Source organism: Coleofasciculus sp. H7-2, from assembly GCF_042747725.1.
Lineage (GTDB): Bacteria > Cyanobacteriota > Cyanobacteriia > Cyanobacteriales > FACHB-T130 > FACHB-T130.
The window spans coordinates 69898-82731 of record NZ_JBHZGO010000110.1 but is presented as its reverse complement, the minus strand read 5'-3'; the positions used below and the strand labels follow the sequence as shown (position 1 = coordinate 82731).

9 protein-coding genes and 2 pseudogenes are annotated in these 12834 nt (G+C 47.3%); 8 read left to right on the top strand and 3 right to left on the bottom strand.

Annotated elements, in window-relative coordinates:
- Positions 1 to 38 precede the first annotated feature (38 nt).
- Positions 39 to 959: pseudogene (locus tag ACFW2W_RS24905) on the top strand (serine/threonine protein kinase); the annotation flags it as partial.
- Between the two features lie 216 nt (positions 960 to 1175).
- Positions 1176 to 1352 carry a twin-arginine translocase TatA/TatE family subunit gene (tatA, locus tag ACFW2W_RS24900; protein ID WP_190412322.1) on the top strand — a complete coding sequence of 59 codons (177 nt, stop codon included), beginning with the start codon at positions 1176 to 1178 and terminating at the stop codon, positions 1350 to 1352.
- 53 nt (positions 1353 to 1405) lie between these two features.
- Here tatA and cphA read toward each other — a convergent pair whose 3' ends face one another.
- Complete coding sequence (cphA, locus tag ACFW2W_RS24895) at positions 1406 to 4105, bottom strand: cyanophycin synthetase (protein ID WP_378184458.1); 2700 nt, start codon at positions 4103 to 4105, stop codon at positions 1406 to 1408.
- A gap of 268 nt (positions 4106 to 4373) precedes the next feature.
- On the bottom strand, positions 4374 to 5225 hold the full coding sequence (locus ACFW2W_RS24890; RefSeq protein WP_378184665.1) for a cyanophycinase: 852 nt from the start codon (positions 5223 to 5225) through the stop codon (positions 4374 to 4376).
- 430 nt (positions 5226 to 5655) lie between these two features.
- Between ACFW2W_RS24890 and trmD the strand changes: the two are divergent.
- Both trmD and ACFW2W_RS24880 read left to right on the top strand, forming a co-directional pair.
- Positions 5656 to 6342 (top strand): annotated as a pseudogene (gene trmD, locus ACFW2W_RS24885) (tRNA (guanosine(37)-N1)-methyltransferase TrmD); the annotation flags it as partial.
- A 24-nt stretch (positions 6343 to 6366) separates the two neighbouring features.
- Positions 6367 to 6954 (top strand): DUF1517 domain-containing protein, encoded by a 588-nt coding sequence (locus ACFW2W_RS24880; RefSeq protein WP_378184663.1) that lies wholly within the window; start codon positions 6367 to 6369, stop codon positions 6952 to 6954.
- Between the two features lie 262 nt (positions 6955 to 7216).
- Here the strand turns inward: ACFW2W_RS24880 and ACFW2W_RS24875 are convergent, their stop codons facing one another.
- Positions 7217 to 8395 (bottom strand): tetratricopeptide repeat protein, encoded by a 1179-nt coding sequence (locus ACFW2W_RS24875; RefSeq protein WP_378184457.1) that lies wholly within the window; start codon positions 8393 to 8395, stop codon positions 7217 to 7219.
- Positions 8396 to 8521: 126 nt separating this feature from the next.
- Here ACFW2W_RS24875 and ACFW2W_RS24870 point away from each other — a divergent pair, with 126 nt between their 5' ends.
- The 4 genes from ACFW2W_RS24870 (at position 8522) to ACFW2W_RS24855 (ending at position 12801) form a co-directional block, all read left to right on the top strand.
- Entirely contained in the window at positions 8522 to 9799 is a 1278-nt protein-coding gene (locus ACFW2W_RS24870; protein WP_378184456.1) for a DUF1517 domain-containing protein, read from the top strand.
- Positions 9800 to 9851: 52 nt separating this feature from the next.
- A complete protein-coding gene (ispF, locus tag ACFW2W_RS24865) occupies positions 9852 to 10337 on the top strand; it encodes a 2-C-methyl-D-erythritol 2,4-cyclodiphosphate synthase (RefSeq protein ID WP_378184455.1) in 486 nt (161 codons plus the stop codon).
- Positions 10338 to 10441: 104 nt separating this feature from the next.
- Positions 10442 to 10924, top strand: coding sequence for a type I restriction enzyme HsdR N-terminal domain-containing protein (locus ACFW2W_RS24860; protein WP_378184454.1), 483 nt, complete (start codon positions 10442 to 10444; stop codon positions 10922 to 10924).
- Between the two features lie 77 nt (positions 10925 to 11001).
- Positions 11002 to 12801, top strand: a complete 1800-nt coding sequence (locus ACFW2W_RS24855; protein ID WP_378184453.1) for an ABC transporter substrate-binding protein — start codon at positions 11002 to 11004, stop codon at positions 12799 to 12801.
- Positions 12802 to 12834: the final 33 nt, after the last annotated feature.

The window sequence follows — 12834 nt, the reverse complement described above, 5'->3', positions numbered from 1 at the left end:
GTTATAAAACAGCTAATAGCTAGGGACAGGCGACAAGTATGAAGGGTGAAGTCTTAGGCGATCGCTACCAAATCGAACAGCAGCTTGGGAAACGCGCTGGAAGACGCACACTCCTAGTACATGACCAAAAAACGCAACAATTAGTCGTCGTCAAGATATTGACTTTTGGCAATGACTTTGTGTGGGACGACCTTAAATTATTTGAACGGGAAGCGGAAACTCTAAAATCATTAACACATCCTGCTATTCCGCGCTACCTTGACTTTTTTGAAGTTAATTCACCTAACAGTAAGGGATTTGCTTTAGTACAAACTTATATAGAAGCAAAATCTCTAGAAGAACATCTTAAAGGTGGACGTAGTTTCAGCGAAGCCGAAATCAAACAACTGGCAACATCAATTTTAGAAATTCTAATTTACCTACATGGGCGTCAACCTGCTGTCATCCACCGCGATATCAAACCGAGCAATATTTTATTAACCAATCGTTCTGGTAATAGTATCGGAGAGGTTTATCTAGTAGATTTCGGTTCGGTGCAAACGCTTGCTGCAAAGGAAGGTGGGACGATTACTGTAGTGGGAACTTATGGCTATATGCCACCCGAACAATTTGGCGGACGTGCTGTTCCCGCCTCTGATATTTACAGTTTAGGTGCAACTTTAATTTATCTGGTAACAGGTCAACATCCTGCCGATTTACCCCAAACAGATAACTTGCAAATTGAATTTTAAAAAGCTGCCAATCTCAGTCCTGCTTTTATCAATTGGTTAAAGAGGATGACACATCCCAGTCTAAATCGACGCTTGAATTCTGCTAGTGAAGCACTGCAAGCACTAAAACAAGAACAGCTTACAATAGATAATAGCGCTCCTTTAATTATTAAGAAACCCCTTGATAGTAAAATTAAACTCACAAAAAATGTAGCTTTTATTGAAATAAAACTCCAAAGCGTAGGATTTAGTTTGGCTGATTGTTTGGGCGGGTGTTCAAAAATATGAGCTTGGCGGTATAAATTTCATAAGCAAGTATTACGCTTCCCTCACTCAACCGGAACTCGAATGGTTAGCGCATGAACTCAGCGAATGGTTGGAAATACCAATTACCAGAGATTATCTTCCTCCAGCCGATCGATAGTCTCTTATAGTTGATCGTGGATAGTTTGCAGGAGACTCGGTATGTTTGGTTTAGGATGGCCGGAAGTGGGCGTGATAGCGATCGCGGCGATTTTAATTTTCGGTCCCAAGAAGATCCCCGAACTGGGAAGCTCGCTGGGTAAGACTTTACGCGGCTTTAAGGACGGAGTAAGGGGCGTGGACGAGGAACCATCAGATGAAAATCAAGACCTCAAATAACGTATAGGGACACGGCATTGCCGTGTCCCTACAAATATATAACCGATGAGCGTTTAAAGGGTCTGTGCTACAGACGCCTTCAAGCTATTTTGATTTTCCACCGACGGCGCAACTGGCTGATGCTCGTTCTCCATTTGAGGGCGACGAGCCTCAATTATGCTAATCGCACGGGTGACGCTTTCTGGCAAAATGACCACCAAACTGCCTTCTGGTGCTTGATCCAGCGCCGTATTTATGGCGGTCGTCTCCTCCAGAATGGTTTCATAGCGGGAATCTGGCTTTTCTTGCTGAATGCCGTGAGAGATTAACGCTGCTGCCTCACCGCGAGGACGCCCCCGCGTATCATCATCTTCCTTGATAACGATGCGGTCAAACATATTTGCCGAGAGTGTGCCCAGCGTGATGAAATCTTCATCGCGGCGATCGCCAGGGCCACCTACCACACCAATTCTCTCACCAGGCCAGTTGCGGACAAAACCACCCAACGCCTCATAGCTGGCTGCATTGTGAGCATAATCGATCAACGCATTAAATTTGCCCATATCGAACATATTCATCCGCCCTGGGGTCTGAGAAGCCGAAGCGCGGAACGTATTTAAGCCCTGACGAATTTCCTCAATCTTCACACCTTCCGCAAAAGCCGCCAAACTTGCTGCCAGCGCATTGGCAATCTGAAAAGGTGCCCGTCCCTCCATCGTCAGCGGCACATTCACCGCTTGTTCAATCCGTAATACCCAATCTCCCTTCAAAATCGACAGATAACCATTTTCATAAGCCGCTGCCAAACCGCCCCGGCTGGTATGTTCTCGCACCAGCTCATTTTCCTCCGGATTCATAGTGAAATAAGCCACTTGTCCTTTCACCCGCCGCCCCATCGCTGCCACCAGGGGATCGTCGGCGTTGAGGACAGCATAGCCTTCTGGCATCACCGATTCCACCACTACGCTCTTGAGATGAGCCATATCTTCAATCGTTTCAATATCGCCAATTCCCAGGTGGTCAGCAGCCACGTTTAAGACGACGCCCACATCACAGGCACTGAAGGCTAAGCCAGAGCGGAGAATCCCCCCACGCGCCGTTTCTAGCACCGCCACTTCTACTGTGGGATCTGAAAGAATCAACTGGGCACTTTGAGGGCCGGTGTTGTCTCCCGGTTCCACCATATAATCCCCAATGTAGGTGCCATCGGTGGTGGTGTAGCCAATCGTTTTCCCCGTCTGCTTGAAGATGTGGGCAATCAGACGAGTCGTTGTCGTTTTGCCGTTGGTGCCAGTGATGGAAACGATGGGAACGCGGGTAGGCGCTCCCGGCGGAAAGAGCATATCTAGCACTGGGGAAGCCACATTTCGCGGCAAACCCTGGCTGGGACAAACGTGCATCCGGAATCCGGGGGCGGCGTTAACCTCAACAATCACCCCATCCACTTCTCGCAAGGGTTTGCTGATATCGGATGTCACCACATCAATTCCAGCAATATCCAACCCGATAATCTTGGCGACTCGTTCGCAAAGCCAGATATTTTCTGGATGGATTTCGTCAGTCCGGTCAACCGCAATCCCGCCAGTGCTGAGGTTGGCTGTTGCCCGCAGGTAACAAATCTCTCCGGCGGGTAGCACTGTTTCCAGGGTATATCCCTGCCGTTGCAACAGCGTGAAGGTGGTGCGGTCTACTTCAATTTTGGTGAGGATGTTATCGTGCCCTTCACCCCGATGAGGATCGCTATTGGTTAGCTCAATCAATTGCTCAATGCGGGATGTGCCATCTCCCACCACATGGGCGGGGACTCGTTCCGCAACTGCCACCAATTTGCCGTTGACCACCAACACTCGGTGGTCGCGTCCGGTATAGTAGCGTTCAATAATCACCGAGCGAGTTTTAGAAGCAGTACTGGCAGCATCATAGGCTTCTTCTGCTTGTTTTAAGTCGGTGATGTCGATAGTAATGCCCCGTCCGTGGTTGCCGTCGAGGGGCTTGAGTACGATTGGGTAGCCACCCACCTCTTGAATGGAGTCTTCGAGTTCGTCCAGGTAGTGAATCACCGTGCCGCGAGGAACCGGCACCCCGGCTTCGCGCAACATTTTTTTGGTGCCTTCTTTGTCGGAGGCAAGCTCGACGCCCAAAATGCTGGAGTGGTTGCTCAAAGTCGCCTGCATCCGCTTCTGGTAGACGCCATAGCCTATCTGAATCATGGCGCGAACGCTTAAAGGCATCCAGGGAATTCCTCGCGCTTCTGCTTCTTTGACAATGGTTTCGGTGCTGGGACCGAGGGCGGCATCCTGCGCGAAATCTCTCAGGTCTTTGAGATCCTGTGCTAACTCCTGGGCGGAGTAGGTGCTGGTGTCTACAATGCTCTGACAGAGGTGCACGGCTGCTCTGACGGCATAGCGACCGGCTTGTTCATCGTGGTACTCAATGACCACCTGGTAAATGCCTGGGGTGGCTGTTTCGCGGGTGCGACCAAAGCCAGCTGGCATCCCGGCAAGTTCCTGAAGTTCTAAGGCAATGTGTTCGATGATGTGTCCCATCATGGTGCCTTCTTTGACTCGGCTCAAGAAACCACCTCGACAACCAGGGGAACAGAAGTGTTCTTCCAGACTTGGCAGCACCTGGATTAATCCCTTGTAGAAGCCAGGAATCTCGTTGGATGGCTTTTCTGCGAGTTCTTCTAAATCTAGGCGCATGACGACCAATTTTTGGCGTCGAATACTCCAGTAGTTGGGACCCCGTAATGTCTGGATTTTTAAAATTCTCATGGCTATTTTTGCGGGTGATTCAGAGGATGTGGGCTGTCGAATGGCGGGTAGGGACGAAGATGCAAGCGATTTAACATCTGCTGCTTTTAAGAGAAAACTTTGCCAGAAAGGCTTCGCCCTTACTGAATCCGCTGCTACTTTAAGCAATTCCCTAGTTTCCAGCTTTAAAAAGTCACTGCACTGTTCTCCACGAACAGTTTTTTGCCAAAAGGGCAATCGTGACAAATTTAAAATTTGGAATTGAAGTACCGCTGGTAATATTCACTCATCAGCCATCGGGTGGCAGGATGACTCGCTGGTGTAAATGGTAGCGATCGCCATAACTGAGAATGTGCAATCGTAGATTGAAAATACTAATCGGATCGGTTGCTCCCACTAAGGATTGATTGGTGTGAGATATCTCCCCAGGATCGATGATAGACACCGTGCCTTTGCCTACTACCTGCAAAAGACCATCTGCCTCCACTAAGGCGCAGGTATCTTCGTCAATCCCAATTCCTAATTTGTCTGGATGAGCCGAAATCGCACTAATTAGACGCGCCATGCGATTACGATTGTGAAAGTGTTGATCCACAATTACATCCGGGAGAATACCTAATCCTAGCGCCATATCGACCAGGGAACGATTAGGAGACTCGCCGCTACCGCCTCCCGCAATCATATGATGACCCATCACCGCCGCTCCTGCACTGGTGCCTGCCAGCGTAATCTCTCCCAGTTGCGCTCGGTATCGGATTCTTTCCATAAATGGCGTCTCGCCAAGCAGTCCACAAAGTCGCAGTTGATCGCCTCCCGTCATGAAAACCCCTGTACACTCTTCAATGTACTCCTGCATCAAGGGATCGTAACTCTGTTCCCGTTCGCGGATATCTAACACTTTCATCACTTTGGCACCCATCTCTTGAAAGATGCTGAGGTAGCGATCGCCAATCACCGCAGGCTCTCTGGATGCTGACGGAATAATCGCAATGCAGGCATCAGTCGAGCCAGCACGATTCAAAAAAGTTTGTAGGATCTCGCGTCCGTGAACTTTGTCTTCCGCACCGCCTATCACCATGATGGCGGTTTTCGTTGATTGGGGCATCCTCTGTACTAAGGATTGAGGTTCTAACTGCAGCATCATGTTGCTCTTGAGCATAGGGTGATATCGAATAGGATCTTTCTGCCAGTTGATAGGAATGCTAATTTATCCTGATGCATGGTTCTCGCTCAACTCTGTCTAGCCCCCTCGAACACCAGGACAATCCCTATTTTCACGCTTGTCAATCGTCTCAATTTCCCACTCAATCTTTCTGGCAGGCGATTTTCCATCAACATCACCAAACAATTTAATTGTTTTTCTAGGTTGTTGAGTAACAAACGTTACAGATCGCCACAGCTTGTCGCTTGTCGGCTTAATCCTATATGCATAATGCCAGATCGAGTCAACCTTTTTTATAAAATATTTAACATTAGCTTCAGATTGGGGATACCGGGTAGTCGGTAATGGGTAGGGAGTCGTAGGTAATGGGTAAAATCAACCTATCTACTCACTATCACCGACTTCTGCTGTGCGATTTGATATTGTCACCCTTTTTCCAGATTTTTTCTCCTCTCCCCTGAGTTCGGGACTGTTGGGGAAAGCTTTAGCCAAACAGATTGCTTCCGTGCATCTGATCGATCCCCGCAACTTTGCTACCGATAAACACCGCCGCGTGGATGATGAGCCTTACGGCGGCGGAGTGGGGATGTTGATGAAGCCAGAGCCGATATTTGGTGCTGTGGAGTCGCTGCCAGTTCTACCCAGACGCGAGACGATCCTGATGACGCCGCAGGGTGAACCGATGAAGCAACCGCTGTTGCGAGAATTGGCAACCAATTATGACCAATTGGTAATTATTTGCGGTCATTATGAAGGTGTCGATGAGCGGGTGCTGAATTTGGTGACACGGGAGGTATCTTTAGGGGATTTTGTCTTAACTTGCGGAGAAATTCCGGCGCTGGCACTGCTCAACGGTACCATCCGCCTATTACCGGGAACGGTGGGGAAGGAAGAGTCTTTGAAAGCAGAAAGTTTCGAGGCGGGATTATTAGATTATCCTCAATATACCCGTCCCGCTGACTTTCGCGGGTGGAAGGTGCCGGATGTTTTGCTATCGGGAAATCATGCGGAGATTGAACGCTGGCGACGAGATAGACAAATTGAGAGAACGCGCGATCGCCGTCCCGATTTATTTGCTGCTTGGTTGAAAGATTCTAGTTCCAACCCAAAACTCAAAACCATGAATCAAAATGAGCTGGAAAATGATATCGTCACCATTAGCCAACTACAGATAGCTCTAACAGCCCAAGCTGGTGCGATTCAATCAAAATTGTCTCAATTAAGTCTCACGGCTAATACCCAAACCCAGGAAGGGTTGATGCAGCTACTACAAGCATCTGTGCAAGCACTGCTAGAAAATTCCGAATGCTGGACTCATATCTTGGGAAGTTCAGAAACAGTTTCCAGTCGGGAAGAAGCGGAAACAGTTTTCAACAAACTTTCGTTACAAGAACGCAGCAAATTTACGGCTGAAACCCTCTCTAACGTAGATGGCAAAATTACCCAGCAACAAGTCGAACTCGATCTAGATGAAGAACTACCAGCATATATCGTAGTAACATTGCTCATCGGTACTGCTGATGACCAGCCGTTATTTGAAAACCTCACTTCTGCACAAGCTGTCAAGCAAGCAAGCGAGAAAGTTACAGCAATCAGCCTCGACTATCTAATGGTGTTTGAACTACTCTGGAGTCCACAAACAGAAACCGATGCGCTCACTCAAGAGGAACTTTTGAGTGAGTACCGTGACATGATAGCGATCGCTTAATATCAAGTTATGCAACTGATTGCTCACAGACTGAGGGATAAATCCAAAAAGCGTACTTGATGCCACAAGCGGACAGCTGCTTTGACGCACTCCTACCCTGCGTGAAAGCCACATCTATCAATTTGTTCTCAATGGCGATCGCCTATTCTTGACGATTAGTGGGCTAAGCAATGATATCCAGAGTGTTGTGCAATCTTTTTCCACTCGCTAAAACCGCTAGCGCAGACTCTAAACTAGAAACCCGCGACTAACAACACAATATTTACTGTCTACTACGTTTCTGTTTATTGAGCTGAAACTTGCTGGATGTTTCTGCCTGTTTCAGACTCTGGCGGGCATCTGCATTATCGGGATTAAGTTTGAGGGATTGCTTAAAAGCTGCGATCGCCTGTGGTAATTTTTTCTGCTTCATCAAGGCTGTCCCCAAAAAGTAATAGATGTCGCCATCTTTATCTTTATCTTTAGGTTTCAGTTCAATCCCTTTGCGGTAGATAGCAACTGCCTCATCTAATTTGTTTTGTTTAACCAGAACCTGTCCCAACTCTTGATAAGCATTCGTATAGAAAGGATATAGTTCAATCGCTTTGCGGTAAGCCGCGATCGCCTCATCCAATCGGTTTTGTTCAGCTAGTATCCACCCCAGCCCTTCGTAAGGCGGATGGTAATTAGGTACAACCTGAATTGACTTTTGGTAGGCAGCAATGGCTTCCTCTGGTTTCTTTTGTATAGTAAAAGCATCCCCTAAGCGCAGGTACGTCAGGTTGGCATTTGGGTCTAACTCAATCGATTGACGATAAGCTGCTACTGCCTCATTTGTTTTTTCTTTTACCAGCAAGACGTTACCTAAGTGGTAGTATGCATCGTCATTCTTCGGTTCTAGCTCCAGAGTTTTGCGAAAACTTGCCTCGGCTTCGTCCCATTGCCGCTCGTAAGTTAAGGCAAGCCCCAACCATAGATGAATTTTAGCTTTTGTGGGTTGCTGTTTAGCTGCTTTGCGACAAGGCGCGATCGCTTTTGCACTTTCTCCTTGTTCCACTAACGCAGAACACAGACCAAAGTGGGCATCGACCAACTTTGGGTCAAGTTGCAGAGCTTTGTTATAAGCTAATACAGCTTGGTTTAAAACCTCTGGTTTGGATAATAGCCACTCCCATGCTAGGGATTGTTGTTGTAACTTGTTAGCGCTCCGAATCCCTTTACCTAAACTTTCCCAGAACGTCATGTAGGCATTGCCAAGGTTGAGAAAGGCTTGAGGATCGGTAGGTATCGCTTGAGTCTTTTGGCGATAGGCAACAATCTTTTTTTTATCTGCTTGCACCTGCCACAAGGTCTGGTAGTCTCCGAAAAAAAACCAGGCATGGTAAGCTCCTACAGCTAGACCCAAACCAAGAATAGAGACAATAAGAATTTTTCGCGGTTGCTTGAATTTTGAAAGCATCATTATTTTCAAGATGAATTAATGTAAAGATATTCGCACGTTGACTTCAACCTTCCCGCTTCAACCTTCTTACCTCGACAATAGCAACGAGTAAAAGCTAGCGTGGAGGAGAAGAATGGAACTGCGAAAATGCTACGAAACGTAAAACTTCAGTTGCTTTGGGCTACAGTCCTGAGTTTCACCGTAGTCAACAGTGTAAATATTCATCTGCCCATCGGCGATCGAGAAACCGGGCTGAAGATTGGCAATGAAGCCCACGCTAGAAGTAGTGGCGGACGGAGTGGTGGCGGATCTTTTCGCTCTTCACCGTCGCGTTCTAGTTCCAGCCCCAGCCGCTCCAGTAGCGGTAGTAGCTCCTCTCCCAGAGACTCTACACCGTCGCAGTCCAGTCGGGGCAATACAGGTGGACGAGCAGGCGGCGGCTCTTTTCAAAGAACCACTCCCCCGCCGTCCTCAGTGAGAACTCAAGTGAGAACTCAACCAACGCGCCCGAACTCGTCTTGGAATCAACCTTACTATAGACAACCGGGAAGCACTGTCATCGTGCCGGTTCCGGTTGCACCGCCCGTCTATACCTATCCCAACAACGTTCCGCCGAATTATTATCCCAACAACGTTCCGGCGAATCAATCAACGTACCCTCAAACTGTACCGGGAACTGCAAATTCTGTTCCTGCTCAAGTACCAACCAATTCTGGCTATTCTTCCAACGCTACTAACTCATCGAGTGACTTTCCTTGGCTTTTCTTATTGATGTTGTTGGCAGTTGGTAGTATTGGGCTTTGGGCTTATTTCATCTTTTTGAAGAAGAAGGGTGGTAGTGCAGCTCAAGAGTTAGAGAATGATACGGTTACTGTCAGCAAGATACAGGTGGCATTGCTGGCTGAAGCTCGAAGCATTCAATCTCAACTGACGGAACTGAGCCTGAATATCGATACCGACGCTTCAGAGGGGTTGATGCAGCTGCTACAAGAATCAGCCTTGGCGCTATTGCGATCGCCCGAAAATTGGACTCATGTTTTAGCAAGTTCGCAGACGGTTAAAAGTCGAGAGGCCGCCGAGGCAATTTTCAACCAAGTTTCTATACAAGAACGCAGCAAATTTAGTGCGGAAACCCTTACAAATGTGGGTGGTAGAGTTAGAAGGCAACAACCCGCGATGCCTGACTTGGATGATGGCCCAGCAGCTTATATTGTGGTCACGTTGCTCGTCGGAACAGCAGATGACAAGCCCTTATTTGAAGAAATTCGCACCGCTGAAGCTTTGAAGTCAGCCTTAGAGAAAGTAGCATCCATCTCCCCCGACTATCTGATGGTGTTTGAATTGCTCTGGAGTCCCCAAGCCCAAACCGATAGCCTTACCTACGATGAGCTATTAACTGAATACACGGATATGGTGCAGATATAGCGTCAGCTATCAGCTTTATAATCTAAAAGCTGACAGCTGAAAACAGACAGTAATGGCTAAAATTCGCATTGGCAATGGCTACGATATCCACCGGCTGGTTGCCGGACGCTCTTTAATTCTGGGAGGGGTGAAAATTGAGCATGAATTGGGGTTGCTGGGGCACAGTGACGCGGATGTGCTGACTCACGCGATTATGGATGCGATGCTCGGTGCCCTGAGTTTAGGGGATATTGGTCATTATTTTCCCCCCACAGATCCCCAGTGGGCGGGGGCTGATAGTCTGGTACTGCTCAAGCAAGTGTATCAGCTAATTCGGGAGCGGGGTTGGCAAATTGAGAATATTGACTCGGTGGTAGTGGCGGAACGTCCGAAACTGAAGCCGCATATTGAGAAGATGCGCGATCGCTTATCCGATGTCCTAGAATTAAAACCCGACCAAGTAGGCATCAAAGCCACCACAAATGAAAAGTTAGACTCAGTTGGGCGAGAAGAGGGAATCGCAGCTTATGCTGTAGCCTTACTGGTAGCTTCTGATTAACTTGGCTTAAATCTATCGAGTCGAAAGATTAAAAATGTCTAGGATAGGAATGAACTGAAGACGAATAAGGTAGAGACTCTCAACACACTGGGAGAATTAAGGCAATGGAAATTGGAAGATTTGAACTGACTCAGGCTAACGATCATCCTGATATTATCGCCAGCAACCGTGAAGAACAAACCGTTCTAGTAGTTGAAGTCAAAGCTACTAAACTCAAAGATAGTCAAACCAAACAATGGGCGATCGAGAAACTCAAGTCGTACCTGCAAGTTGCGAACCCGAAAATTCCCTTCGCTATGCTGGCTGACCTTGAAGACATTGAGATTTTTCAATGGGATGGTGTTAATTTATCGGAACCCGTTAGCATACTTAAGACTGCTACGGTGCTTAATCATTACGACCCCGAATTTAGCAGCAAACGGATATTTGGGCCATACCATAAGACACTCGTTGAAGCTTGGCTGCGCGACTTAGCTTATAACTGGAAGTCGGAAACCCCGCCAGCATCAGCAGAATTGGCAGCCATCGGTTTGTTGCAGGCGCTGGACGATGGAGATACTTACTCTGAAGGTGGCGCTTCTTGGTGATATAACCCGCACACAAGATTTCCTCGGTTGGCTAGAGTCTCAATAAGTTTTAATTAATACTCGTACAGACAAGAATTATGATAGTTTCTGCTATTATTTCCTCAAATTGGCGTCGATGGTTAGCTTTAGTGTTGGCGATGGTTAGCGCGATCGCGCTCCACAGCTGTAGCCTGAATCAACTCAAAACGAAAGCCGCCCAGGTGCCCCAGTTGGTGGATAGTATTCTGCAAGACCCAAAAACTTTTAACTATGCCCTGAGTCAAGAATCGCCCAACGTTTTTAGCTTAATTTACGAGGGATTAATTAGTGAAAACGGCAATGGTGAACTTGAACCCGCCTTAGCCGAATCTTGGGAAGTCGCCCCAGACAAAAAGCGAATTGTTTTTACCATGCGAGAGGGATTGAAATGGTCTGATGGTGAACCGTTGACCGTTGATGATGTCGTTTTTACCTACAATGAAGTCTATTTCAACGAAAAGATTCCCACTGATATTAGAGACATTCTAAAGATTGGCAAAGATCGCCTGCTGCCCACAGTCCGCAAACTTGATGAGCGGCGGGTTGAATTTACAGTTCCAGAACCTTTCGCCCCATTTTTGCGCTACACCGGACTAGCAATTTTACCCGCCCATGCGCTGCGAGAATCCATCGTTACAGCCGATTCAGATGGGAAACCTAAGTTTCTGTCTAGCTGGGGAATCGACACCGATCCCAAAAAAATTATTGTTAATGGGATGTATCAGCTAGAAAACTATCAAACTAGCGAGCGGGTGATATTTAGACGAAATCCCCATTACTGGCGGCAGGATGCTCAGGGTAATCAGCAGCCATACATTGAGCGCATCGTCTGGCAAATTGTCGAAAATACCGATACATCTTTTATCCAATATCGTTCTGGCGGTTTAGATACCCTGGGAATCACGCCGGAATATTATTCTCTACTTAAGCAAGAAGAAAACCGGGGAAAATTTAAAATTTACACGGGTGGTCCAGAACTAAGTACGACTTTTTTGGTTTTCAATTTCAATAAAGCCAAAAATTCTCAAAATCAGCCCCTCGTAGACCCAATTAAGTCTCGCTGGTTCAATCAGCTTGAGTTTCGCCAAGCGGTTGCTCACGCCATCGACCGTCAGAAAATGCTGAACAATCTCTATCGAGGACTGGGAGAATCGCAAAACTCACCGATTTATAAGCAAAGTCCTTACTATTTATCTCCAGAACAGGGTCTCAAAGTCTACGACTATAATCCAGAAAAAGCTAAAGAATTGCTGCGAAAAGCTGGATTTAAATACAACCCACAGGGTCAACTTTTTGACGCAGATGGCAATCGGGTGCGCTTTAGTATGCTCACCAATTCAGGGAATAAGCTGCGGGAAGCCATCGGCGCTCAGATTAAACAAGACCTTGGCGCAGTTGGGATTCTGGTAGACTTTAATGCGATTAACTTCAATACGTTGATTGAAAAGGTCTATACCCAACGGAAATGGGATAGTTATATTGGCAAAATTGGCGGCGGCGGCATTGAGCCAAATGGTGGGGCAAACACTTGGACAACCAAAGGGGGGTTACACACTTTTAACCTGGCACAACAGGCTGGAGAACCTCCGCTGAAGGGTTGGGAGACTGAGGACTGGGAATTGGCAATTGAAAACCTTTACATTAAAGGTGCCAGCGAACTTGATGAAAGTAAGCGGCGAGAGATATATGTCGAAAGCCAACGCATCACCCAGGAAAATTTACCCTTTATTTATCTGGTGAATCCGCTTTCAATGGAGGCAGTGCGCGATCGCGTTCAGGGTATCAAATACTCGGCCCTTGGTGGAGCCTTCTGGAATCTTTATGAACTCAAAGTCGCCGAAAACAAAAACATTCCGTAAACAAGGCAAAAAACAATCGGGCAAAGAGAAAAG